A 21,662-nucleotide genomic window follows, 5' to 3' on the forward strand; every position below is an offset into this window, starting at 1 on the left:
ATGGATTTGTACCTATTAGTAAAGAACCTGAGACGGGGTACGGCAACCGGAGGGACGCTCGCCTGCGGAGATCGTCGCCGACGGCCGCGCGCATCGACCTCTGGACCAGCGTCACCGGGGCAAGCCCTGGCTGCCTTTCAAGCTGAGCGGTGCCGGGAGCCCGAGGTGGTCGAGGAGATCTGCGAGTTTGGCGTCGAGTTCTTGTCCGATCGCGGCGATCTCGGCGCTGCCGAAACTGCCGAACTGGTCGCCGGGCCTGTCGAATGTGAAGTACGCGGGGCCCTGCGGCTCTCCCCAAATGGCCGTGTGCAGCGGCGCGTAAAGAAGGACGGACGGATCGAAACGATACATGCGCTCGGCAATGGTGTGGTTGCCCATGAGATAGCTGGTGCACACTGCAGTGTCGCCGGCCAGGGAGAAGACCGGAGCGGCATCGTTGCGATGGTAGATGAGGAAGCCGTGTGGAGCCGAGGATCCGATGAGATCCAGCATCTCCGGCCACGGCGCGCGACGCCGGACCAGGTCCGCGACCCGGTCCTCCGGGACAGGGGGCACTGCCTGCTCATACAGGGTCCGCAAGGTCTGCGGGTCCGTGTCTGCTTCGATGTTGTACCTGGTCGAGCTGCAGCGAATGGCCTTGATCTTTTCGTTCATGAGGCAGATCCATTGGGTGCGGCGGGAAACATCTCGCCGTGGCTGCCGTGGCTGCCGTTGCGGCCCGTCGGACATCTGCGGCAGGCTCGGCAAGTGGCCGATGCGAAATCGGCCTTACGGCCTTGTGCAGGGTTGGCCGCGGCACGTCGAGGGGGAGGCCAGCGGTTGGTCGACGAAGACGAACTTGTGCTTCGCGCCGGCTCCTGGAGCCCGTTGCCGCGGCTGAGCCGTCAGGCGTGTCTGCATGCTGTTCGCGCCACAACGGCACGACCTCGGCGACGAGTTCAGCGATCACTATTGGCGACAGCCCGGTGACCTGGTTCCCCGCCACGATCAGCTCGCGCGCCAGGGGCCCCATCATGCCTAGTTCAACTCATGCCCAGTTCAACGAGCTACCTGAGCGCCGAACCATGGCCAACCGTGCACGAGGTCGTCGTGATACCGCAACTTCTCGGCCGAAGCGGGCGCGATCCTTCCACGGCGACGTGCGGCCCAGCGTTTTGGCCGTAACTCCTGAATGCACGCCGCTCATGGTGCGACCAGGTCGTGACTGTCCCCTATGAGCTGCTGGATCAGTTCGTCCGGGACGTCGCCGGCCAACGAGATGTTGACCCAGTGTCGTTTGTTGAGTTTGTACGCGGGGTGCACTGCCTCGAAGTCTTCCAGCAACTCAACAACCCGCTCCGGATCGGCCTTGACTGTCACCTGGTCGTCCGGGAACTCGTGGCCGCTGAGGATGGCAAACACCTTGTTGTTCGCCGCGGTCTTGAACACCACGCGGTCCGGGGCGAACGGACGCGACTCGCTGACTCCAGCGAAAGAAAGCGCGAGCTCCCTGACGTCGTCCACGGTCATGGCTACCTCGCTTCACTAGCCGCCACACGCTCAACCTACTCGGCTTCGTCCGATGTGGCGCGTCCAGTTCGACGCTGGCGTTGTCAGCGACGGTCCAATGGAGTCCGAGGGAGATCCTCACGGGTAACGGCGATCTGGGCGCCGATGACCGGCAGCTGCTCGTTAGGGGAGCCTGCTGGCTGATGCTGGGGCCATTTCGTCGCCCGACTTACCCGGGCCGACCTACGCCAGGTCTATCGCTGCGCGAGATCCCGGAGGTCGGGGCTGTTCGGGAGCATTCGGGCGGATGGACGAGTCGACCCTCCCGCCCCGTGTGCGGCTCAGCACGAGGTCGAAACGGCGGCCGAGGCAGGGGAGGTATCAGCGATGACGGCGGGCCGGCTGCCGCTTCCAGTTCGTGCCGTACGCGACTGCCATGATGCCGCGGCTGGCCCGGATCACCGCCACGCTGTGGGACGCCACCGCCGTCTGCCGTTTGCACTGTTACTCCGAGGCATCCCACCAGAGCGGGAGCTCCGAGTGTTGCAGGACGCGTGCCGGGGCGGATGGACCGAGGAGTGCGGAGAGCACCGTAACCCGAGCCACCCAACACCTCATCCACCTCGCGAGCCCTGACCCCCGTGACCCTATCCGCCACCCGAAGGCCTCCTCAGCGTCACGGTCAAGGCCTCGCGCGTCGCCAACCGGGGCAGGACCGGCTCGGCCTCCCGCGCCGCCTGGTCGTCACCGAGCTCCCGGCGCAGCCCAGCTTCGTGGGCTGCCACAGCTGGTGGAAGCGCCTCCGCATCGCCGGTTCGTCCGGCCGCTCGTCGATGTACTCCACAGTGAGCCCGGCCGCGCGCGCCCGCTCCACCACCGACGCCCGCAGCCCGCGCACTACGGCTTGCGTGACGGACGTGGCGGCCGCAGTGCCGCGGCGACCGCTCAGAGGCGGCCGTCCAGGAACGCCCGTACCTCGGCGATGGTCATAGGCCCCGTGCCGTGCGCCACCACCTCTCCCTCCTTCAGCAGGACGTAGGACGGGGCTCCGGCGATCCCGTATCGCTTGGTTGCGGACGGACAACGCGTCATGTCGGTACGGACGGCCGTCAGGCGGCCCGTGTACTCGTCCGCGATGTCACCCACGACGAGGTCCATCGCCCGGCAGGGCTCGATGGCCTTGGGCCATGTCCCGGTGAAGTATGCGAGGACCGGGACTCCGCTCATCCCGAGGATGAAATCGAACTCCGCGTCCTCGCGGGGTTGGTGAACCCGCTTCGCCATGGAAGCTCCAGACCTCGCGTTCCGTCATTGCATCCCCATCTTCCCCCGCGCGGTGCGGCAGGCTGAGTCCGGTCGGTCGTCTGGCTGACCGATGGGCGCGTGAGAGAGTTGCGGTTCCGGCCGGCGCGGTGGGGGTGTTCGGCCTGTGAGAGGCGTTGTTGTCCACGTCTGTTCATCCTGCGCGGCCTGGTGATCCGGGCCGGATCGGCCCGTACCGGCTCATCGGCCGACTGGGTTCGGGCGGCGTGGGAACGGTCCGTGCGGCCCTGGATCCCGGCGGCCGGCGGGGGGCGGGGGGCGGTCAAGTGTGAGGTGCGCACTATTCCGGGAGGGGAGCGGGTGTACTGATCCTCCGCGACCAGTCCCAGCTCACCGCTGCCGATCGTTTTTCGACAGGATGTTCGCGCAGAACGGGCCGTCGGGGCGAAGTCGTACAGGCCCGCATTGCTCACCAGAATGTCCACGGCGCCGGCCGCGGCGGCCAGACGCAGCGTGTCGGCCGCGTCCGCGAGGTCGGCGGCGATGAAACGGGCGGTGCCGCCCTCGGCCGCGATCTCCTTCACCAGGGCCTCACCCCGGGCCTGGTCCCGGCCGTGCAGCACGACCTCGGCGCCTTGCCGGGCCAGGTTCCGCGACGGACGCCGAGAGCTTCGACCGGCACATCGCTGTGAACACCCGAGCCCCCTTCCTCCTGGTCGGCGCACTGGCTCCAGGCATGGCCGAGCGCGGACAGGGTTCGATCGTGCTCGTCGGGTCCAGCGCGGCCCGCCAGCCCGCCCCGATCGGCGCCGCCTACGGTGCCTCCAAGGCCGGCGCGGAGACCCTCACCCGCTACTGGGCCACCGAGTACGGGCCCTCCGGCGTACGCGTCAACACCGTCTCGCCGGGCCCCGTGCACACCGAAGGCACCATGGCGATGCTCGGCGAGCACACCGCAGTCCTGGACACGACCAACGCCCGCGGCCGCGCCGGAGACCCCGCCGAGATCGCCGAGATCGTCTCGTTCCTGGCCGGCCCGGCCAGCTCCTACGTCAACGGTGCCGTGCTGTTCGCTGACGGTGGCGAGCGCAGCGCCCTTGCCGCCTGAGGAACCACGCCATGAACATCTTCGTCATCGGCGCCACCGGATTCGTCGGCGCCGCCCTCGCTCGGCGCTTGGCCGAAAGCGGACACTCGGTCACCGGCTTGGCCCGCACCGACGCCGCCACCCTCGACGTCCTGCGGGTACGGCGTGCCGCGCGTGCCGTGGCGACGGCGTACGACTCCACGGTGCTCAGCGCCTCTTCGGCGAGCTCTCGGCGGTCTTCACCTACGCCCCGTCTTGCCGAGCCACCACACGGCCCTGATCAGATTCTTCGTCCGGACCGGTGATGGAGGTCCAGGCGTGATCCAGGATGGCCGTGTCGGGCTCGTCGTGTCGCGCCCGCAAGAGGCCGCCAGATGTGTCGAGTTGGCGTTGCCGCGCGTGCCCGAGGACGGCCCGCAGCAAGGCGTCGCGGGTGTTGAAGTGATAAATCGGCATGTGGGTTGAGGTGTTGGTGGCGATGGCCAGCGGTTCGAGCCGGTGGGGGAGGGGGGCCGTGCGCGAGGGCGTGATCAACGCAGGCATCGAGCAGCTTCTCCTTGATGTGCGGCTGCGGTCGTCTGCTCACGACGCCACTTCTTCACGTAACGGCTACTACGTCTACGGTTGATCGAAAGGCTGCCAAGGCAGACGTGGAGGTAGCGATGAGGGTCGTGTTCGTGCATGGGGCGTGCGTGCGGAACGGGTCGTGGTGGTGGCACCGCACCGCCGAGCTGCTGCAGGAGCGAGGGGTGCGGAGTGTGGCCCCGGCGCTGCCGAGCTGCGGTGAGGCGGCCATGCCCGGCGGCGTCGGCGGTCCGGGGCTGTCCGAGGATGTCGCCGCGGTGCGGCAGGTGCTACAGGCCGGCGACGAGCCGACCGTCGTGGTCGCCCACAGCTACGGCGGCATCATCACCGCGGAAGCCGCTGCGGGAATCGGGTCGGTGCGCCACCTGCTGCTGGTCTCCAGCTACCTGCCCGAGGTCGGGCAGAGCCTGTCGGAGTTCGGGGACGGCAGCCCCGCCCCGTTCCTCGACATCGACCCCGACGCCGGCACGTTCGGGGTCCGCCCCGAGCTGCTCGTGGACACGTTCCTGCAGGACTGCGACCCCGAGGTCCAGGCGCAGGCGGCGGACCACCTCGCCCGCCAGAGTGTGCGGGTGACCGGGCAGCCGGTCGGGGCGGCCGCATGGCGGCAGGTTCCCTCGACGTACCTCATCTGCGCCCAGGACCGTGGCACCCCGCCGCGCCTACAGCGCGAGTTCGCGCGCCGGGCCGGCAGCGTCGTCGAACTCGACGCCGGCCACCACCCGTTCCTGTCCCAGCCCGCCGCGGTCCGGGACCTGCTGCTGAGCCTGTGACGGCAGCCGCGGACGAGCCGGGCCGGCGGTCCGAGGATCAGGAGGCCGTCATGAGCGCCCAGGAAGAACTTCCGTCGAGGGCCTACACGGCCCACAACGGGCAGGACGTTGACCTGCGAACACCGGCTGGCGTCGGATCCGGCCGTTGATCATCAAGGGTCGTGTCCCCCTGACGCGCGGCCCTTCAAGGGCAACCGCTTGGCGTCGGCTTTTTCGCTGGAAGCTACCGGCATCCCTTGACGCGGTCCGAGGATCGGCCACCATCACGGCAGCGGGAAGGCCCCACCCGCATTCCGTGCGTTGCTACTTCTCATCTACATTTCCGGGTCCGGTGATCGCGCAGTGGTGATCTCGCCTGACCGGTCATCAGGCAGGGCCTGATAACTGACGTGTCAGTAGGGTTCGGGAGGATGCATGGGTGAACGATTTCGAACCACTGCTGGAACGACTCCGGACTGCCGCCGCGGACAGCGAGAACCTGCAGGACCCGATCACCCTGCAGAGCCTCGACGCGGCCGAACAACATCTGGGCTTCCGCCTGCACCCGCTCCTCGCCGCGCTCTACACCACCGTGGGTAACGGTGGCTTCGGCCCCCAGGACGCGCTGCTGGAGCTCTGCGACGCCTCGCCATCCGACGGCACGGACACCGCGCTGGGCAACTACCTCACCCTCGCTTCCCCGGACGGCTCCGATCCCGGGTGGTCGTGGCCGGCGGGCGTCCTGCCGATCCTGGACTGGGGCTGCGGCATGATGGCCTGCGTGGACTGCCGTGGCGCCGACGGCACCGTCCTGCTCTTCGAACCGAACGCGACCGACGGCGAGGACGTCTCCACGGCCTGGTTCGTTGACTCGCCCAGCCTTGCCGAGTGGCTGCAGACCTGGCTCGACCGACGTGGTTGGTATGAGGAGGACCAGTTGGACGGCGACTCGGACATGCGGCCCTGGCCCGAGGCAGCGGACAGACTCCGCTGACCTACGAATCTCGGCGCAGCCGTTGGCCGTCACCGCGAAGTCGGCCGGGACTCTCGCGTGACCCACTCACGCCAGCAGGACTGGCTTGCGGAGGAGTTGGAAGCCTGCGCGGCCGAACATCTGTCGGTTGAGCATCTTGATCCGGTTGACATGATCTTCGACAGTCGCGAAGGAGCGGACACGACAGATGAGGGCGTCCAGTTCGGGGCAGTGGATCCGACGGTCTTGAGCCGGAGTTGCTCGGTCTCGGAGAGTTTCCGGGCGGCGAAGGACCACTCGGCGACAGCCCGTGGCGAGGGCGGCCGGGCAACCACGAGTCGCGGTGCGGTGCGTCTCTTGATCAGATGGGCGCGAACGCGCTGGTAGCTGCCCTTGCAGTCGAACGGGACGATCTCCTCCAGGAGCTTCCAGGCGTTGGTGCAGCCCTCGCTCCAGCGCTCGTCCAGGTAGGTCTTGTACTCGTCCAGGACGGAAGCCCGGTTCTGGTCATCGAGTCGTGTGAACTCCATGCGGGCCAACACCCCGTTCGGCCTCCGGGTACGTCTCGAGGCCCCCATCGGCCGGACGGCTTGACCTTGACGCATGGGTCAATCCCTAGCGTCGTCGGCATGGACACATCTTCGAAGAGCACAACGTTCTCCAGCCGCTCAGGCATCTCCCGTACGGGGCTGGAAGCCCGGCTGTTCGCACGGCCCGAGGGCCTGCCCGCTCCCGGGAACTTCGAGATCACCGAGGTCGCTGTTCCCGATCCCGCACCGGGGCAGGTGCTGGTCCGCAATCTGTTCATGTCGCTCGATCCCGGAATGCTCATGCTGATCGCGGGCGAGTCCGGCCTGCCGATGCCCCGCTATGAGGTCGGCGAGGTGATGTACGGCGATGCCATCGGTGAAGTGGTCGCCTCTGCGGACTCATCACTTGGCGAGGGCGATTTGGTGATGCACCGGCTTGGCTGGCGCGAGTATGCCGTGGCGCAGGCCGGGCTGTTCCGTCGCGTCGACCGGGACGCCTACCCGACGCCCTCCACCTACCTGGGCTTCGGACTGGTCGCCTACGTCGGGCTCATGGACGCGGCGGAACTACGGCCCGGCGACACCGTCTTCGTCTCCAGCGCGGCGGGAGCGACCGGGAGCATGGCCGGCCAGATCGCCCGGCTCAAGGGAGCGGCCCGGGTGATCGGCAGCGCCGGATCGCGGGACAAGGCCGCCCATCTGACCGGGAGACTCGGGTTCGATGCGGCCTTCGACTATCACGACGGGCCGATCGTCGACCGGCTGCGCGAGGCCGCACCCGAAGGCATCGACGTCTACTTCGACAACGTGGGTGGCGAACAGCTGCGCGCCGCGATCGAGGTCATGAACCCGCATGGCCGCATCGCCGTGTGCGGAGCCCTCAGCCGGCACAGCGAAGCCAGTTCCGGCGGCGGTCCCGGCGACCTGCTCAGTGTCCTCGGTAAGCGGCTCACCATCCGCGGCTTCACCGTTGGCGATCACCTTGAGCGTGCTCCGGAGTTCGGCGCGCAGTTCCGTACGTGGCTGCGCGAGGGCGCGATCGTCTACGACGAGACGGTGATCGATGGGCTGGCCAATGCACCGCAGGCTCTCCTCGATCTCGTGAACGGCGCGTACACCGGGAAGACGGTGGTCCGGCTCGGGAGTTGACCTTGACGTACGGGTGAAGCTTTATGGTCGGACTCGGAGGTGGCTGCCATGCTGATCGGTGAACTGGCCTCGGAGGCCGGGACCACGACCCGTGCCCTGCGTTACTACGAGGAGCAGGGCCTGCTGGAGTCCGGCCGCACGACGGCGGGTTATCGCCTGTATGAGCCCGGTGCGGTACGCAGGGTCCGGAACATCCGTGAGCTTCTGTCCTGCGGGCTCACCGTGGAGGATGTGAAGTCCCTCCTGGCCTACCTCGACGCCGATCTGCCCGAGGTGTTCTCCTACTCACCGCTGTGCGCCGACGGCTACGGCGTCGGCGCACAGCGGGTCGCTCAGCTGGAGGAGCGAATCGCGATCCTCACCGAGCTGCGCGACAGCCTCGTCCAACGGATGCCATGGCTGGCGGCCCCAGGCGACACCGCAGCGGAGCAGGCCGCTTGACGGTGAAGTGCGGCGGCCTTTTCGGCCGGACGAGCGATCCGTCACCGTGTCACCAGCCGCAAGCGGCGGTGATCAGTCCTCTGACCTGGAGGGTCGGGGCAGTCCTGCCGCGTTGGTCGACTTGGCGGGTGGGGGACGGCAGTCCTTCAGCTCGGGAGCTCGAGCACGTAGTTGTAGATGGTGTTGCGGGAGACGCCGAGGAGCTTCGCGATCGAGGTGACGGTGTTCTCCGGGCGGGTGAGCAGGTCGCGGGCGGTACGCACCTGTTCGGCGGTCATGGCCGGCGGTCAGCCAAGGCCGGCCCCTCGGGCGCGGGCGGCGTCCAGGCTCTCGTTGGTGCCCTGCGCGATGAGTTCGCGGACGAAGTCAGCGAGGGCCGCGAAGACTCCTGCGGTCCGGTAGTCACTGTCGGCAGGTGGTGGATCACCAGATACCGTTCCCGGTATTGGTGAGTCCGGGCGGAGCCCGCGCTCCCGTGCACACCAGATCCTGGTAGTGCCCGGTGCGTCTCTTTCTCTCACGAGTCTTGAGAAAGAGACCATTGTGTCTGAACCTCGCGTGGACGGCCTCGGCGCGGACGCCGCCGCCTGCACCTCCGTATCCGTATCCGTATCCGTATCCGTTCTGATGCTCAGATTGACCAAGTGGAAGGTTCTGCCCGCGGTTGCGTGACGGCTACGCCAGATGCCCCTCACCCGCTACGGCATCCGGGCTGGCGCGCCACGGAAGCGTGGTCACAACCGCATAGTTGGCCTGTCCGGACGGGGCTGTAGGTGCCAGGCTCGCCGCATGGCAGATGATGTAGTGGGGAACCAGGTCGCTGAACTTCGAGCCGTGTGTGAAGAGCAGGCACGGAAGAATCGCTTCCGTCGGCGATTCTGGCGGCTCACCCATGCCGCGCTCGGGCTGCCAGCCGCTGTGCTGGCTGGTATCTCAGGCGCAACTGGGCTGTCCTCGGAGGGGGCCCGTATCCCTGCGGCGGTGCTGGCGCTCGTCAGTGCGGGACTCGGCGCTGCCATCGCGTTCTTGAAGCCGGAGGTGCATCAGCGAGCGGCACACGCACGCCGCAGGGCCTACCTCGCGTTAGAGGTCGAGGCCCGCTTCGCGCTGACCCGGGCGGCGTCCAGTGGCGAGCCCGTTCCCCTGACCATCTACAGGGATCTGTTGGAGCGCCGAAGGATGATCATCGCTGGCCAGGCGGACGAACTTGTGCAGTTGGTGGCCGTGGGCGGAGCAAGCCCCGAGACCGAGAACAGTTGCCGGCATCAGGCCGCGTCCGTCCGTGACCCCGATTCGTAGGTGTCAGCTGCCTGATCTGGCACCAGGCGGGCCGGGCGGCTGGTCGTGCCGCGTGCCTTCGGGGGAATCGCCGCCTTGCTGTGGTGCGCCGGGGTACTGGTTCAGTGAAGGTTCGGCCATGGTCACCCTGCCCCGGATCGTGCCCATGCTCGTGTCGCCGGGCCGTCCGCCGCTGCCGGGTGGTCACGACTGGTGGGCGGTGGAGACCAAGCATGACGGCCGGCGGGCCATCGCCTACGTACCGGGGGACGGGGGAGTCCCGCTCCCGGTCAGGTGAGAACATCACCGCGGCCGACGCCGATCTGCAAGGCGCCGACCAGGCGGAGAGCCACGCCCCGCAGACCCACCGGCACGAACCAGAGCGGGCGTGTGTCGGCGAGCTGCCGCCCGGCGGACACGCTCAACCCCATACCGCCGCCGACGGCCCACGAGGCGACAGACGAGCACCGAACTCGTCCCGTCGGCCCGGCCGCCGGCCTGGACGTCGCCACCTGCATGCGCACGTGGACGGTCCAGACGACCGCCATGGGCCTCATGGGCTTCGCCCTCACCGCAGCGCTGTGGCGACTCGTGTGACCTCCACCGCGCGGATCGGTGAACGTGGGGTGCCCGCCCCCGCCTTCGTCGGCCGATGGCGGGCATACTGTGCGTTGCGTGGTGATGTGCGGGACGTGGACGAGGCGTTGTTCTGGATCGGCACTTTCAGGTCCCAGAGCGCTTCTCCTCCGGGGTCGAAGGCGCGCCGGACGACCTCGGTCGTCGTGGCGCTCGGCGCCGCCTGGTAGGGCAGCTCACCGGGCATCCGGCGGCGGCCGCAGTCCGCGACTACAGCCACGGCACCTCCACCACGTAATCCGATGCCCCAGCCATCCCCGCCTGCCTCGGTACCACGCCCGCCTGGGGAGCCTCGCCCGCCCGACCCACCCGCGCCGGGCACCTGCTGGCGCAGCCCGAACGACCTCGCCTGCGTGCGGGTCGCTCAGGGGTGGCTCAGGGGTGACTCAGAACACGTACGAAACGGTTTCGTTTCGCAGACTCCTGCGCTAGCTTCATCGTGCAAGAAGGCGAGCTACGAAACAGCGTCGTTCGGAGTGGGAAGGGAGAGTGGCATGACTGAGATCGCGACGGCGCGGCGCAGTCGGATCACGCCCGAGCGTGAGGCCGAGTTGTACGAGGCCGTGCTCGACCTGCTCCGGGAGGTCGGCTACGACGCCATCACCGTGGACGCCGTGGCCGCTCGTACCCGGTCCAGTAAGGCGACGCTCTACCGCCAGTGGGGCGGCAAGGCCGGGCTGGTGGCCAGCGCGATGCGGCACGAAAAGCCGGGTCGTATCGCCGACGGGGGCACCGGATCCCTCCGCGGCGACCTGCACGCCCTCGTGCAGCGCGAGGACGACTGCTGGATAGAGCAGTACGCCGCCCTGATGCGGGGTCTGGCCATGGCGACGCACACGAACCCGGATCTCCTGCGGGCGTTCAAGGAACTGCTCGTCGAACCCGAGATGGACGAGTTCCGCCAGGTGACGCAACGCGCCGTCGACCAGAGTGAAGTGCGTGCGGACAACCCGGCGTTGGAGTATGTGATGCACATGATGCTCGGCGGGTTCGCCACCCGCATGCTGATCGACGAGCTGCCGCCGACGCAGGAGTTCCTCGTTTCCTACATCGACGCGGGGCTCCTCCCAGCCCTCGGCGTTCCCACCATCTGACAAGTCCCCCGCTGCTACGCCCGTTACCCGTCGCGGAACCCGGGGCATCGATCGGGCCCGTACGCCCGTGCGTGGTGGTGCGCATGTGAGGGACTCGTCATCGACGGATCGTCTTGGCGGCGCAGAACGTGAACGGGGGGGCGCGGTTGTGCCGGCTGGTGTCGCGCATGTCGGCGCCGACGGCGCTCTGCCGGTCCTGTCCGGCTTCCGTGCGGCGTGCACAGGCGCGCCATGGATGACTTCTGCACAAAACGGCCGATCCCTGCGTTGTTCCGTTTGGTCACCAAGCGCTTCGGGGACTCGGTGGGCTATGGGTGACTACAGAGAGAGCATCATTGTGCAGGTGTCGCCGGACCGGCTCTTTGCCTACCTGTCCGACGTGCAGCATCTGCCGTCGTACATGCCGCGGCTGACGTCCGCGCGCCCTCACGACGGCGACAGGGTCACCGTCACCGCCCACATCAACCCCCCTGATGCGTCGGAACGGGACGTGACCAGCGAGGCGTGGATCCACGTAGTGAGGGACGGCAAAAGCCTGGAGTGGGGCGCGCCGGGACCGCACGACTACCGGGGCCGGCTGCACGTGGACGAAAGTGAGGGCGCCGGCAGCTCCCGCCTTACTGTGGAGCTGCATACCGAGCACGCGGAAGGCGAGCAGGTCGACCACGGGCTCGACGAGGCTCTGCGCGGCATTAAGCAGGCGGCGGAAGACGCGGAACGCTGACTCCGTTTCAGCACGGGGGACGACCCGTCGGCGCGGCGGCTCGAGAGCGTGCTCCGGAAGAGTCGCTGCCGGCCAAGTTCCCGTGGCAGCGATGGCGTGCGGCCGACGTCGAGATCGGGTTGTCAGCGGCCTGGTACGGGGCCCAGGGCCGTTGATCAGCGACGACGAGGTGGCGAGTTCGTCGTCTAGTTCGACGGGCGCTACGCGGAGTAGCCGGTGCTGACCTCGCCGGACCGGCCATCGACCATCGAGGGCGCGCGCGAACTGCACCGCACGGTGGAGGAAGCCCGGGCGGACGGATGTACGGCTGTCGTGCTCTCGCGAGCGCGGAACCTCGCGACTCGCTCGTTGGCGTTCTGCTCGGCGACCTCCGCGTCGAACCACGTTCGGCGTCGCCGATCTTCGCCTTCCAGGGGGCGACGGTGTCGGTGCGCTGCTCGATGCGATCGACGCCGTCCATGAACTGGGGGAAGTCCTCGAACTGTGTCCACTGCTTGTGGGCAGCACTGACCAGGACGTTGAGCGGGTTAGGTGACAGCCGCCCACGCCGCCGAGTCGCCACGCGGTGGGTAGTAGCTGGCCGTATCCCGGCGGGAGGAAGACCCCAGCTTGCGAGACGTCATGTATCGGAGACGGTCTGTGAGTCACGCTGTCTCACACATACCGAGTGATGTCGTCGGGGCCCCGCGCCGCCTCAGAGGCAAGGAAGCAGGCGTCGGCTGAGCCAGGCCAAGGTGGTGGACCCCCGTCACGGCGGGGAGGCCGCGACCGAGCCCCTGGGCGCGGCCCCGGGGCGGTCACCCACGCCACGTTCGCCGAACGCTCCGGTGACGCCCGAGCCACGATCTACCGCCACCGGCCGCAGCAGCATCTCCTTCTCGGCCGTAGTCTGACCGGCTCCGACAGCAGCGGGCGGGACTCCGACACATGCGCAACGGCGAAGCCCGGGACCGTCCCGCTCTAGATATTCGTGCCGGTGTCGCCCTCTTCATTCGAAGAGTCCCGCTGCTTCCTCTCGCCCGGAGCGGAGAAGTCCTCGTGCTCGTCCAGCAGCTCCTGGAGCGCGGCGTCCGCCTTCCGCCTGTCCTCTTTCGTCAGTTCAAGAGGTGCGTTGCTGTAGACGGTGTACCGGTCGCAATCAATGATGTTGGCGGCCCTCAAGGTGAACGTCAGAAGGGTGCGCCACCCCTTGCGGTGGCCGACCCTCACCTGAATCTGGACCTTGTAATTACGAGGCTCCGGAACGAATCCGGAAAACGGTGCCTCGAACTCGATGAAGAGTTGCTGCGCTTCTCTGCCGGCCACGGCGAATACGGCTGGCAAGTTCGGCTCCTCCTCCGGCCCAGGTTGGAGACGGGACGGTGAAGAGATCCACAGGAATGGCAGATGGGAGGCGGGCTCATCAGGGAAGGCCAACCTGAGATCCTGCACGACTATCGGCTTGGCGCCGGTGTTGTGAAGGACGAGCGGAAGCCTCAGGCGAGCCATGGAGCCGTGGGCGATCGCGGCAAAGGAATGAGGCTCCCAGGACTTCAGGTGCCCTCGCCTGGCGTTGATCCACCAGAAGGATGCGACGGTAAAGATCAACGCGCAAACCGACACAGCGCCGGCGCCAGGAATCGATGGAAACGCATCCTGAACTGCAGCGGCCATCAGCGGAAGCACAGATTTAGTGTGCCAGCCTCAGGGTGGGCGCGCTAACTCGGTGAGGCGGGGCCTTTGAGCGGCCCAGCCTCCCGGTGCGGAGCGGCTGGGTTCCTTCACCGTTCGGCGATGAGGTGCGCCAGCAAAGCGTCCAAGTCGATGCGCCCAGGCTCGGCCCCCCTGGGCACCACCGCCTCCGCGTCCTGCAGGAACGCCTTGATTTCCTGCGCCGGGGCTTTGAGCAAGGCCGTACCAGCCGGCGGATTGAGAAGGATGTACAAGTCGGAGACGTCATGCTCCTCGGCGGGCCACAGGCGTATGTCCCCCTCGCCGGTGGGACCCTCCAGACCATCGGCCAGAAGGTCTCGCCCAATGATCCATTCCGCCGTCTCGTCGCTGCCGACAACGGTGAATGCGGCGCGGACAGCATAGGGATCGCTGGGCTCGTACTGCAGCATCACGCTGGCGGAAAAGGACAGCTCATGAGAGACGACAAGCTGGACAGGTAGCCCCCGAACCACGGTTTTCAACGACTTCATTGGTCTTACTCCTGGCGCCTCAAGTCATCCGGAGTGGATGATCGGAAGGGATGCCGCCGGAATCCAAGAGGCCTGTGCGGTGACACCCCGAGGTTCCATACGACGTACGGAACGCCTGTTCAGTAATACCATACGCCGTATGGAAAGTCGAAGAGTGCTATCAGCAGGGAGAGACTCCTCCTGTCCCTCGTGATGACGGCGCCCCGGCGCCGGAACCCGGGCGTCCCGCCGGACGACGCTCCGCCTGGCGAACCGGATCGCCCGACCGAGACCTGCGCACTGCCCGAGAGCGGCGTCACGAAATACCCCGGCACATCACCTGGTCAACTACAGGTCGAGAACTTGTCCATTGCGAACATCGCCCCTGATCGGTCTTCACTCATCTGCTCGACCTGCGGCAGAAGCTGTCGCCACCGCTGGGAGCTCCGACTGGGAGACAACGAGAACCCACAACTTTTCCGAGTACAGCTTCCGGGTTCGCATCGCGGTCGCCGGCGCCGGGGACGCGTCTTCCTGCTCGGCGGCGGGGCCCGTCCGCCTGGTCACACACGGCATCGCGGCGACGCCAGGCTGAGCCATGATCCGATGGGCAACGGCCGTCAGCCCGCCGGCAGTTCCGCCAGTAGCAGTGTGTGCTGAGTGCGGACCACCTTGGCACGGAGGTAGCGGACGTCGCGAGCCGTGGTGAAGACGCCCGTGGGAACGTGCTGGGTCACCGTGAGTCTCTGGGCGCGCAACTGGGCCGCCTTGTCCGGATTGTTGGACAGCAGGTCCAGCTCAGAGATGCCGAGAGCGGCGAGCATCTGCGCGGCGGCGGTGTAGTCACGGGCGTTCTCCGGGAGGCCGAGGGCCGCGTTGGCCTCGTAGGTGTCGAGGCCCTGGTACACACCACCCTGAAAAATGGGCGCCGGTACTCGGAAGAGCACCGGCGCCCACGGCATGGCGCCTCTCACCTACCAGGCGGCGGCAGTGCACTCAGGCATAGGCGACGGCGTCCTCGACGGGCACGCGGGGCAGCCGCGGGAACCACGGGTCGGCACCGGGGTGACCGATGTTGACCACCAGATGCGAGCGCCAGCTGGTACCGGCGAAGAACTCCTCGTCCACGCCGGCCTTGTCGAAGCCCGCCATGGGACCGGCCGCGAGCCCCGCCGCGCGGACCGCGAGAAGGAAGACCCCGGTCTGCAGTGCCGAGTTGTAGGCCGCGATGCTCTCGCGCGCGCCGGTCTGGTCGGCGAACGCCGCTCGCAGCAAGTCTCCGCGGGCCGGGAAGACGGTCGGCATCTGCTCGTGGAAGTCGAGGTCGTACGCCAGGACCGCCACGGCCGGCGCACTGAGCGTCTTGGCCCTGTTGCCCTCGTCGAGGTGCCGGACGAGTCGCTCCTTGCCCTCGCGGCTGCGCACGAAGAGCACGCGCAGAGGCTGGCCGTTGGCGGCGCTCGGCGACCAGCGGGCGAGTTCCCAGATCATGGCCAGTTCGTCGTCGGCAACGGCCACCTTGGCGAAGGTGTTCGCGGTGCGGGCCTCGGTGAACAGCACCTTTCGTCCGGCGTCGTCGAGGACATCGAGGGCCTGCGGTTCGCGGTCGGTCATGCTCATCATTTCTCTCTTACTTCGGTTGTGTGTGGTGCCGGGGCGGGTTGACCGCCCCGGCACCACCCCGTGGGGACGGGGTTTACGGAGCCGGGTAGGGCACAAGGTCCCAGTGCTGTCACGTGGGCCCGTGGTTCCCTGGCCGACGTCATGTGTCGTGTGCTGACCGCTTGTTCCGCTCCGCGCCCAGGCGGGCGAAGTAGGCGATCAGATCGGGATTGTCGACCGCCTCGGGGTTCAGGACCTGCTCGGCGGGGGCACCCTGGAGCAGGCGCTTGACGGGAACCTCGAGCTTCTTGCCGGTCTTCGTGTGCGGGAGGGCCCGCACGGCGAGGATCTCGTCGGGGACGTGGCGGGGTGAGGCGCCGGTGCTGATCGCGTCGCGGATCCGGACGCGCAGGGAGTCGTCCAGGGAGACCCCGTCGGCGAGTACCACGAAGAGCGGCATCCAGTAGCGGCCGTCGGGCTCCTCCGCGCCGATGACGAGAGCCTCGGTGATCTCGGGGAGGCGTTCGACGACGTCGTGGATGTCGGCACTGCCCAGGCGCACCCCGTTGCGGTTGAGGGTGGCGTCGGAGCGGCCGTGGACGATCACCGAGCCGCGCGAGGTGAGTGTGATCCAGTCGCCGTGCCGCCACACACCGGGGTAGGCGCCGAAGTAGGCGTCGCGGTAGCGGCTGCCGTCGGGGTCGTTCCAGAAGTACAGCGGCATGGACGGCATGGGCCGGGTGACGACCAGTTCGCCGACCTGGTCGAGGACAGGGGTGCCCGTCGTGTCGTAGGCGCCCAGCGCCACTCCGAGGCTGGGGGCGGACAGCTCGCCCGCCCAGACGGGGGTCGTGGAGGCGCTGCCGGCGAAGCCGGAGACGATGTCCGTGCCGCCGCTGGTGGAGGCCAGCTGGACGTCGGCGCCCACGTGGTCGCGGACCCAGGGGTAGGCGGAGGCGGGCAGAGCGGAGCCGGTGCAGCCGACGACTCGGATGGCCGACAGGTCGTGCACGGAGGGTTCGATGCCCAGCTTGGCCATGGTCAGCAGGTACTGAGGACTGGTGCCGAAGACGGTGACTCTGTGACGGGCCGCCAGCTCCCACAGGACGTCCGGACGCGCCTGCGGTACCGGGCTGCCGTCGTAGGTGCAGGTGGTGGCACCGGTCAGCAGGGTGGAGACGACCAGGTTCCACATCATCCAGTGGGTGGTGGTGTACCACAGCAGGCGGTCCCCGGTGCCCAGATCGGTGTGCAGGCCGAGGGTCTTGAGGTGTTCGAGCAGGACCCCGCCGTGCCCGTGGACGATGCCCTTGGGCAGTCCGGTGGTGCCGGAGGAGAAGACGACCCACAGGGGGTGGTCGAACGGCACCGGGGTGATGGTGAGGTACTCGACACGGCTGACCGCGTCCTCCCAGGGAACCCTCAGCCCCGAGTCCCCGCCCTCGGGCCACGCAAGGCCCACGTGGTCCACGAGCACCGTGGCCTTCAACGTCGGCAGGGCCGTGGCGAGTTCGAGCGAGGCGGCGCGGCGGTCGTGGGTGGCGCCGTTGAAGAGGTAGCCGTCAGCCGTGATGAGCACCGTGGGTTCGAGCTGGGCGAAGCGGTCGGCGGCGGCCTTGGGTGCGTAGTCCTGGCCGCACACCGACCACACCGCGCCCAGGCTTGCGGTGGCGAGGAAGGCGATGACGGCGTGGGGGGTGTTGGGCAGATAGCCCACCACCCGGTCGCCCTGTCCGACGCCCAGGTCGCGCAGGCTGGCAGCGACGGAGGCGACCCGGGCGCGCAGCTCCCGGCCCGTGATCTCATAGCCGGCTCCGGTCTCGTCCAGGGCGGTGATCGCGGGAGCATCGGGCTGCAGGTTGCGCAGCGCGTGATGGGCGTAGTTGAGCGTGGCCCCGGGGAACCAGCGGGCGCCGGGCATGGTCTCCTCGGCCAGCACCCGCTCGTACTCAGTCGTCGCGTCGACGTCGAAGTACTCCCACACCGCGGCCCAGAACCCTTCGAGGTCGGTCACTGACCACTGGTACAGGGCTCGGTAGTCCGTAGGGTCCTGGATCCCATCGGCGCCCCGGTGCCGGGCCGCCCATCGGGCGAAGTCCGCGATGCGACTGTGGGCGGCCGACTTCGGGTCGGGAGTGAAGAAGGGTCCCGTATACGGCTCAGGGTGCGGGATGGTCATGGTGTGGAGCTCCTGGTCAGGCGGGCCGGGCGTCGGCGGTATGGCGGGCCGTGTGCAGCAGGGGGGCCCAGGCGACGGTGTCCGTGAAGTCGCCGGTGCCGGCCGGGACGGTGTCCATCACGACGCGGTCGGGGCGCAGCAGGACGGCGTCGGCACGGCCGCGGGCCAGCCAGCCGGCCAGGGTGCCGTCGTCGCCCAGGTCGTCGACACGGATCGTCAGGGCGCCGAGCGCCGTGGCCACGGCCGTCATCTGCGTCGTGGGCGGCACAGCGGTCAGAACGGCGAAGGAGTCCCCGAGGACGTCATCGAGGCGCACTCGCCTGCCGTCGTGCCGTACCCAGGGCTGCGGGCCGAAGGTGCCGGCCAGCACGGGGCCGGTCAGCCTGGGGCGGCGCCGTACGAGTGGACCGGCGGTCAGGGCGGGGCTGAGGTCACGGCTCACCGCCGCGGTCACACCGGGGACGCGACAGGCCGCGCCCACGACGGCCCGGCGGAACGCCGCACCGCGGTCCTGACCGCCGGTCATGGCCCAGCCGACGGCGACCGCCACGCGGATCACATGGCGGGCGTGCGGCTTGCGCTCGCGTTCGTAGGTGTCCAGCAGCCCCTCGTGTGCGCCCCGTTGGAGCACCCGGGCGATCTTCCAGGTGAGGTTCTGGGCGTCGCGCAGGCCCGCGCACAGCCCCTGCCCGACGAAGGGCGGGGTGAGGTGGGCGGCGTCGCCCAGCAGGAAGACACGCCCCTTGCGCCACCGGTCGGCGAGGCGGGCCCGGAAGGTGTACTGCGCCTGCCGGATCACCTCGAAGTCGTTGCCCGGCGAGGCGTAGGGTGGCAGGTCCACCCAGGGGGCGACCAGCTCGCGCAGGCGCTCCCATCCGTCCGGGCCGTCCAGGTGCTGATCGTCGGCCAGCCTGAACTCCCAGCGGTAGCGGTCCTCGCCGACGCGCATGAAGGTGGCCGGCTGGGTGGGGGAGCAGATCTGCTCGGCGCCTTCCCAGGTGCGCACAGGGCGGCCGGTGCGCACGTCGATGACCCGCCAGCTCTCCTCGAAGTGCAGGTCCTCCCATTCGGCGCCGATGGCGTCACGGGTGAGACTGCCCGCACCGTCGCAGCCGAGGACGGCATCGGCCCACAGGTGCTCGTCCTCGTCGCTGCCGTCGCGCCGAAGGGTGACCCGGACCGGACCCGTCGGATCGTTCGGTCCGTCGGTGTCCCGTGCGACGGACTGGGTGACGGACACGACCTCCACTCCGCTCCACAGCTCGCACTCGGGTCGGCGCGCCAAGGCGTCACGCAGCAGGCGTTCCAGGTCGGGCTGGTCGAACATGCTGGTCTGGGGGAAGCCGTGGTGTCCGTGCATGGACCGCGGGAATTCGGCGATCACGCGGCGCCCGGCGTCCAGCAGACGCAGTCCGGGCGCCGGGCGGGCGAGGGAGGCGAACTCCTCGTGGACACCGGCGCTCTGCAGGATCCGGCGGATCTCGTCGTCCACGACGACGGCGCGCGGCAGGGGGTAGATGTCCCGGTGACGTTCGAGGACCAAGCTGCGCACTCCGTGCCGGGCGAGCAGCAGAGCGGCCGTGACCCCGACGGGTCCCGCACCGATGATCACCACCGGTCTACGGGCAGTGGCCTTCATGGTGCGTCCGTAATGGGGGTCCGCTGCTCGCCGAGGTCGATCCGTCCGTCGGGGGTGGCGATCGTGGCGGTGATGAGGTCACCGTTGCGCAGGTACTTGGGGTTTTTGGCCTGGCCCTTGAAGAACGCCTTCCACTTCAGTGCGGGCGGCAGCAGCGCGGCGATCTTCTCGGCCGCTTTGGGCGGGGCCTTCAAGGCGGTGCCGCCGGGAGTGCCGGTCAGCAGCAGGTCGCCCGGGGTGAGGGTCTGGAAGCGGGCGAGCAGGGTGAGCGCCTGTGCGGGGCGTACGATCATGTCCGCCAGCGTGCGGTCCTGGCGTGACACGCCGTTGACCGACAGCCGCAGCCGCAGGTTCAGCAGATGGGTGAAGTCCTCGGGCTCCAGCAGGGCCAGGTACGGACCCGTCGGTGTGAAGGTCGGATAGGACTTGCTCTCGTAGAACTGGGTCTTGGTCAGCTGGACGTCGCGGGCGCTGACGTCGTTGGTCAGGACAAGGCCGGCGACGTAGTGCGGCAGGTCCTGCTCCTCGACGACGGTGCCCACGGGCAGGGTCGCGCCCATGACGAGGCCGAGTTCCACCTCGTAGTCGAGGAACTTCACGTGCGCGGGGCGGATGACCGGGGCATGAGGGCCGCTGACCGAGCCGGACGCCTTGCGGAAGAAGGTGGGCGGGATGTCGCCGGTGAAGCCCGAATCCTTGGCGTGGCTGCGGTAGTTGACCATCTGGGCGACCACCCGGCACGGGGTGGTGACCGGAGGCAGCGCCACCAGGTCGGCGACAGGTGTCCCCGGCTCGTCGGAGGTGGCGGCTTCGCGGACCGCGTCCCGGTCGGCGAGCAGTTCGGCGGTGGTGACGGCCTTGGTCTCGACGTGGACGGCGCGTTCGTCCCGGACGACCCACCAGCCGTCGGGAGTACGGAGAACGTTGGTGCTCATGAGCTCATCGCTTTCATCAGGCCCAGCAGGCGTGCGGGGTCGAGTTCGTTGTCGCCGCGCAGGGCCGTCATGACCTCGCGCAGCTTGGCGGGGGAAGGGGTGGCGCCCAGGAAGTCGCGGGTGACCGGCGGACCCCACTGGGCCAGGCCACTCGCGGACATCGGTGCCCAGCCGGGCTCCAGGTCGCAGGAGAAGAGGTCGCCGTCGGCGAAGTGCTCCAGCATGAAGTGGTCGGGGTCGCGCCAGTAGTCGAACAGCTGGCTGCCCTGGATGTGCCGGCCGATGCCCCAGCTGCGCTGGTAACCGCGCTCGGCCAGGTACTCCCCACCGGCGCCGATCGCGTCGAGGTCGGTGACCTGGTAGGCGGAGTGGACGTAGCCGGTACCGGGCCCCAGGTGCAGGGCCAGCGTGTGGTGATCGACGGCCACGCTCCCTTGGTCGCACCGGATGAACGTCATCGTCGGCCCGCGCCCGCGCTGCCCGTCCAGGAACAGGAAGTCGGACACGATCATCCCGAGGGTGTCCAGGTACCAGTCCAGGGTGCGGGCGAACACACGGGTTTCCAGCACCACATGGCCCAGCCGCTGGATACGGGACGGCTCACGGGGCGGGCGCTGGGTGGCGTTCGTACGACGGTGATCGGTGCCGAAGTTGAGGAGCAGCGGCTCCTGCTCGGCCAGCGCGGGCAGCTGCTCGGCGCAGTGCACGACCCGGACCGGCAGGCCCGAGGGATCGAGCAGGGCGACCGACTGCCCACCGCCCGGTACGCCGATGTCCCGGACGGTACTGCCGGTGGCGCGGGCCAGCCGGTCCAGGTCGGCCCGCTCGGCCGCGCGGAACGCCGGCCCGATGAACCGGGACGCACGCCCCCGCCGGATGACCATGCAGGGTGAGCCCGCGAAGGTGCCGCGCAGCCACAGCTCACCCTCGGTGCGGGCGGCGATCGCGAACCCGAAGTCACGCGCGAAGACCTCGGCCCGGTGCAGGTCCGGCTTCTCGAACTCGAGCCAGGCCAGATCCGCCACCTTGATCACGGGATTCCGGGAACGTCCTGGGTGCTCTCCGCGCAGGGCGCCCTGCTCACTGTGGAGGTCTTGGTGGGGCGTCTTGGGATCGGCCCTGTTAACGGGGGTGTGGGACATGGT

At 68.7% G+C, this 21,662-nt stretch carries 26 protein-coding genes and 1 pseudogene; 10 read left to right on the forward strand and 17 right to left on the reverse strand.

Going from position 1 to position 21,662, the window contains the following annotated elements; translation table 11 throughout:
- Window positions 1–111: 111 nt before the first annotated feature.
- The 4 genes from ACIQTP_RS26135 to ACIQTP_RS26150 all read right to left on the reverse strand — a co-directional run bounded on the left by ACIQTP_RS26135 (window position 112) and on the right by ACIQTP_RS26150 (window position 3,476).
- Entirely contained in the window at window positions 112–654 is a 543-nt protein-coding gene (locus tag ACIQTP_RS26135; RefSeq protein ID WP_403403743.1) for a DUF302 domain-containing protein, read from the reverse strand.
- A 528-nt stretch (window positions 655–1,182) separates the two neighbouring features.
- Entirely contained in the window at window positions 1,183–1,509 is a 327-nt protein-coding gene (locus ACIQTP_RS26140) for an MmcQ/YjbR family DNA-binding protein (protein ID WP_402046359.1), read from the reverse strand.
- Between the two features lie 924 nt (window positions 1,510–2,433).
- Window positions 2,434–2,772 carry a thioredoxin family protein gene (locus ACIQTP_RS26145; RefSeq protein WP_403403746.1) on the reverse strand — a complete coding sequence of 113 codons (339 nt, stop codon included), beginning with the start codon at window positions 2,770–2,772 and terminating at the stop codon, window positions 2,434–2,436.
- Complete coding sequence (locus ACIQTP_RS26150; protein ID WP_403403749.1) at window positions 2,712–3,476, reverse strand: SDR family NAD(P)-dependent oxidoreductase; 765 nt, start codon at window positions 3,474–3,476, stop codon at window positions 2,712–2,714. Before ACIQTP_RS26150 ends, ACIQTP_RS26145 begins: the two co-directional genes overlap by 61 nt.
- Between ACIQTP_RS26150 and ACIQTP_RS26155 the strand changes: the two genes are divergently transcribed.
- Both ACIQTP_RS26155 and ACIQTP_RS26160 read left to right on the forward strand, forming a co-directional pair.
- A complete protein-coding gene (locus ACIQTP_RS26155) occupies window positions 3,440–3,859 on the forward strand; it encodes an SDR family NAD(P)-dependent oxidoreductase (RefSeq protein ID WP_403403752.1) in 420 nt (139 codons plus the stop codon). The two genes, ACIQTP_RS26150 and ACIQTP_RS26155, sit on opposite strands and share 37 nt — an antisense overlap.
- Before the next feature lie 11 nt (window positions 3,860–3,870).
- A complete protein-coding gene (locus tag ACIQTP_RS26160) occupies window positions 3,871–4,143 on the forward strand; it encodes an NAD-dependent epimerase/dehydratase family protein (protein WP_403403755.1) in 273 nt (90 codons plus the stop codon).
- Here ACIQTP_RS26160 and ACIQTP_RS26165 read toward each other — a convergent pair.
- Complete coding sequence (locus ACIQTP_RS26165) at window positions 4,082–4,381, reverse strand: hypothetical protein (protein ID WP_403404154.1); 300 nt, start codon at window positions 4,379–4,381, stop codon at window positions 4,082–4,084. The genes ACIQTP_RS26160 and ACIQTP_RS26165 overlap by 62 nt on opposite strands.
- Window positions 4,382–4,500: 119 nt before the next feature.
- On the opposite strand from ACIQTP_RS26165, the gene ACIQTP_RS26170 reads away from it, so the two are divergent.
- Both ACIQTP_RS26170 and ACIQTP_RS26175 read left to right on the forward strand, forming a co-directional pair.
- The gene (locus ACIQTP_RS26170; RefSeq protein ID WP_403403758.1) at window positions 4,501–5,196 is read left to right on the forward strand and encodes an alpha/beta fold hydrolase; all 696 of its coding nucleotides are present in this window, start codon (window positions 4,501–4,503) and stop codon (window positions 5,194–5,196) included.
- Window positions 5,197–5,614: 418 nt separating this feature from the next.
- Window positions 5,615–6,169, forward strand: a complete 555-nt coding sequence (locus ACIQTP_RS26175) for an SMI1/KNR4 family protein (protein WP_403403760.1) — start codon at window positions 5,615–5,617, stop codon at window positions 6,167–6,169.
- 29 nt (window positions 6,170–6,198) lie between these two features.
- Here ACIQTP_RS26175 and ACIQTP_RS26180 read toward each other — a convergent pair whose 3' ends face one another.
- Window positions 6,199–6,678, reverse strand: a complete 480-nt coding sequence (locus ACIQTP_RS26180; RefSeq protein WP_403404157.1) for a hypothetical protein — start codon at window positions 6,676–6,678, stop codon at window positions 6,199–6,201.
- Window positions 6,679–6,777: 99 nt separating this feature from the next.
- Between ACIQTP_RS26180 and ACIQTP_RS26185 the strand changes: the two genes are divergently transcribed.
- Together ACIQTP_RS26185 and ACIQTP_RS26190 are read left to right on the forward strand one after the other, a co-directional pair.
- Complete coding sequence (locus ACIQTP_RS26185; protein WP_403403763.1) at window positions 6,778–7,827, forward strand: NADP-dependent oxidoreductase; 1,050 nt, start codon at window positions 6,778–6,780, stop codon at window positions 7,825–7,827.
- Between the two features lie 48 nt (window positions 7,828–7,875).
- On the forward strand, window positions 7,876–8,268 hold the full coding sequence (locus tag ACIQTP_RS26190; RefSeq protein WP_403403765.1) for a MerR family transcriptional regulator: 393 nt from the start codon (window positions 7,876–7,878) through the stop codon (window positions 8,266–8,268).
- 146 nt (window positions 8,269–8,414) lie between these two features.
- Here the strand turns inward: ACIQTP_RS26190 and ACIQTP_RS26195 are convergent, their stop codons facing one another.
- The gene (locus ACIQTP_RS26195) at window positions 8,415–8,546 is read right to left on the reverse strand and encodes a helix-turn-helix domain-containing protein (protein WP_403403768.1); all 132 of its coding nucleotides are present in this window, start codon (window positions 8,544–8,546) and stop codon (window positions 8,415–8,417) included.
- 511 nt (window positions 8,547–9,057) lie between these two features.
- On the opposite strand from ACIQTP_RS26195, the gene ACIQTP_RS26200 reads away from it, so the two are divergent.
- Complete coding sequence (locus ACIQTP_RS26200) at window positions 9,058–9,567, forward strand: hypothetical protein (RefSeq protein WP_403403770.1); 510 nt, start codon at window positions 9,058–9,060, stop codon at window positions 9,565–9,567.
- A gap of 118 nt (window positions 9,568–9,685) precedes the next feature.
- On the forward strand, window positions 9,686–9,844 hold the full coding sequence (locus ACIQTP_RS26205; protein WP_403403773.1) for a hypothetical protein: 159 nt from the start codon (window positions 9,686–9,688) through the stop codon (window positions 9,842–9,844).
- Here ACIQTP_RS26205 and ACIQTP_RS26210 read toward each other — a convergent pair.
- Both ACIQTP_RS26210 and ACIQTP_RS26215 read right to left on the reverse strand, forming a co-directional pair.
- Window positions 9,837–9,965 carry a hypothetical protein gene (locus ACIQTP_RS26210; RefSeq protein WP_403403776.1) on the reverse strand — a complete coding sequence of 43 codons (129 nt, stop codon included), beginning with the start codon at window positions 9,963–9,965 and terminating at the stop codon, window positions 9,837–9,839. The genes ACIQTP_RS26205 and ACIQTP_RS26210 overlap by 8 nt on opposite strands.
- A gap of 149 nt (window positions 9,966–10,114) precedes the next feature.
- Window positions 10,115–10,402 (reverse strand): hypothetical protein, encoded by a 288-nt coding sequence (locus ACIQTP_RS26215; protein ID WP_403403778.1) that lies wholly within the window; start codon window positions 10,400–10,402, stop codon window positions 10,115–10,117.
- 274 nt (window positions 10,403–10,676) lie between these two features.
- On the opposite strand from ACIQTP_RS26215, the gene ACIQTP_RS26220 reads away from it, so the two are divergent.
- Window positions 10,677–11,276: a TetR/AcrR family transcriptional regulator gene (locus tag ACIQTP_RS26220; RefSeq protein ID WP_403403781.1), complete on the forward strand. Its 600-nt coding sequence runs from the start codon at window positions 10,677–10,679 to the stop codon at window positions 11,274–11,276.
- A gap of 310 nt (window positions 11,277–11,586) precedes the next feature.
- A complete protein-coding gene (locus ACIQTP_RS26225) occupies window positions 11,587–12,000 on the forward strand; it encodes an SRPBCC family protein (RefSeq protein ID WP_403403783.1) in 414 nt (137 codons plus the stop codon).
- 960 nt (window positions 12,001–12,960) lie between these two features.
- Here the strand turns inward: ACIQTP_RS26225 and ACIQTP_RS26230 are convergent.
- From ACIQTP_RS26230 to ACIQTP_RS26265, 8 genes and pseudogenes are all read right to left on the reverse strand, one after another.
- A complete protein-coding gene (locus ACIQTP_RS26230; RefSeq protein ID WP_403403786.1) occupies window positions 12,961–13,665 on the reverse strand; it encodes a hypothetical protein in 705 nt (234 codons plus the stop codon).
- Between the two features lie 95 nt (window positions 13,666–13,760).
- A complete protein-coding gene (locus ACIQTP_RS26235) occupies window positions 13,761–14,183 on the reverse strand; it encodes an SsgA family sporulation/cell division regulator (protein WP_403403789.1) in 423 nt (140 codons plus the stop codon).
- Window positions 14,184–14,782: 599 nt separating this feature from the next.
- A pseudogene (locus tag ACIQTP_RS26240) lies at window positions 14,783–15,064 on the reverse strand (GTP cyclohydrolase); the annotation flags it as partial.
- Window positions 15,065–15,158: 94 nt separating this feature from the next.
- A complete protein-coding gene (locus ACIQTP_RS26245) occupies window positions 15,159–15,776 on the reverse strand; it encodes a malonic semialdehyde reductase (RefSeq protein WP_403403792.1) in 618 nt (205 codons plus the stop codon).
- 148 nt (window positions 15,777–15,924) lie between these two features.
- On the reverse strand, window positions 15,925–17,943 hold the full coding sequence (locus ACIQTP_RS26250) for an acetoacetate--CoA ligase (RefSeq protein ID WP_403403795.1): 2,019 nt from the start codon (window positions 17,941–17,943) through the stop codon (window positions 15,925–15,927).
- A 16-nt stretch (window positions 17,944–17,959) separates the two neighbouring features.
- The gene (locus ACIQTP_RS26255; protein WP_403403798.1) at window positions 17,960–19,582 is read right to left on the reverse strand and encodes a bifunctional 3-(3-hydroxy-phenyl)propionate/3-hydroxycinnamic acid hydroxylase; all 1,623 of its coding nucleotides are present in this window, start codon (window positions 19,580–19,582) and stop codon (window positions 17,960–17,962) included.
- Entirely contained in the window at window positions 19,579–20,517 is a 939-nt protein-coding gene (locus ACIQTP_RS26260) for a fumarylacetoacetate hydrolase family protein (RefSeq protein WP_403403800.1), read from the reverse strand. The genes ACIQTP_RS26255 and ACIQTP_RS26260 overlap by 4 nt, the downstream gene beginning before the upstream one ends.
- Window positions 20,514–21,659, reverse strand: coding sequence for a VOC family protein (locus ACIQTP_RS26265; protein WP_403403803.1), 1,146 nt, complete (start codon window positions 21,657–21,659; stop codon window positions 20,514–20,516). Before ACIQTP_RS26265 ends, ACIQTP_RS26260 begins: the two co-directional genes overlap by 4 nt.
- Window positions 21,660–21,662: the final 3 nt, after the last annotated feature.

It is taken from the genome of Streptomyces sp. NPDC090798, from assembly GCF_044768965.1.
Classification (GTDB): Bacteria; Actinomycetota; Actinomycetes; order Streptomycetales; family Streptomycetaceae; genus Streptomyces.

Coding starts and splice junctions, on each gene's coding strand:
- ACIQTP_RS26205 (WP_403403773.1), top strand. CDS start 9,686: ATGGTCACCCTGCCCCGGATCGTGCCCATGCTCGTGTCGCCGGGCCGT.
- ACIQTP_RS26245 (WP_403403792.1), bottom strand. CDS start 15,776: ATGACCGACCGCGAACCGCAGGCCCTCGATGTCCTCGACGACGCCGGA.
- ACIQTP_RS26225 (WP_403403783.1), top strand. CDS start 11,587: ATGGGTGACTACAGAGAGAGCATCATTGTGCAGGTGTCGCCGGACCGG.
- ACIQTP_RS26145 (WP_403403746.1), bottom strand. CDS start 2,772: ATGGCGAAGCGGGTTCACCAACCCCGCGAGGACGCGGAGTTCGATTTC.
- ACIQTP_RS26135 (WP_403403743.1), bottom strand. CDS start 654: ATGAACGAAAAGATCAAGGCCATTCGCTGCAGCTCGACCAGGTACAAC.
- ACIQTP_RS26140 (WP_402046359.1), bottom strand. CDS start 1,509: ATGACCGTGGACGACGTCAGGGAGCTCGCGCTTTCTTTCGCTGGAGTC.
- ACIQTP_RS26170 (WP_403403758.1), top strand. CDS start 4,501: ATGAGGGTCGTGTTCGTGCATGGGGCGTGCGTGCGGAACGGGTCGTGG.
- ACIQTP_RS26180 (WP_403404157.1), bottom strand. CDS start 6,678: ATGGAGTTCACACGACTCGATGACCAGAACCGGGCTTCCGTCCTGGAC.
- ACIQTP_RS26235 (WP_403403789.1), bottom strand. CDS start 14,183: ATGAAGTCGTTGAAAACCGTGGTTCGGGGGCTACCTGTCCAGCTTGTC.
- ACIQTP_RS26220 (WP_403403781.1), top strand. CDS start 10,677: ATGACTGAGATCGCGACGGCGCGGCGCAGTCGGATCACGCCCGAGCGT.
- ACIQTP_RS26255 (WP_403403798.1), bottom strand. CDS start 19,582: ATGAAGGCCACTGCCCGTAGACCGGTGGTGATCATCGGTGCGGGACCC.
- ACIQTP_RS26165 (WP_403404154.1), bottom strand. CDS start 4,381: ATGCCTGCGTTGATCACGCCCTCGCGCACGGCCCCCCTCCCCCACCGG.
- ACIQTP_RS26185 (WP_403403763.1), top strand. CDS start 6,778: ATGGACACATCTTCGAAGAGCACAACGTTCTCCAGCCGCTCAGGCATC.
- ACIQTP_RS26250 (WP_403403795.1), bottom strand. CDS start 17,943: ATGACCATCCCGCACCCTGAGCCGTATACGGGACCCTTCTTCACTCCC.
- ACIQTP_RS26200 (WP_403403770.1), top strand. CDS start 9,058: ATGGCAGATGATGTAGTGGGGAACCAGGTCGCTGAACTTCGAGCCGTG.
- ACIQTP_RS26160 (WP_403403755.1), top strand. CDS start 3,871: ATGAACATCTTCGTCATCGGCGCCACCGGATTCGTCGGCGCCGCCCTC.
- ACIQTP_RS26195 (WP_403403768.1), bottom strand. CDS start 8,546: ATGACCGCCGAACAGGTGCGTACCGCCCGCGACCTGCTCACCCGCCCG.
- ACIQTP_RS26260 (WP_403403800.1), bottom strand. CDS start 20,517: ATGAGCACCAACGTTCTCCGTACTCCCGACGGCTGGTGGGTCGTCCGG.
- ACIQTP_RS26265 (WP_403403803.1), bottom strand. CDS start 21,659: ATGTCCCACACCCCCGTTAACAGGGCCGATCCCAAGACGCCCCACCAA.
- ACIQTP_RS26190 (WP_403403765.1), top strand. CDS start 7,876: ATGCTGATCGGTGAACTGGCCTCGGAGGCCGGGACCACGACCCGTGCC.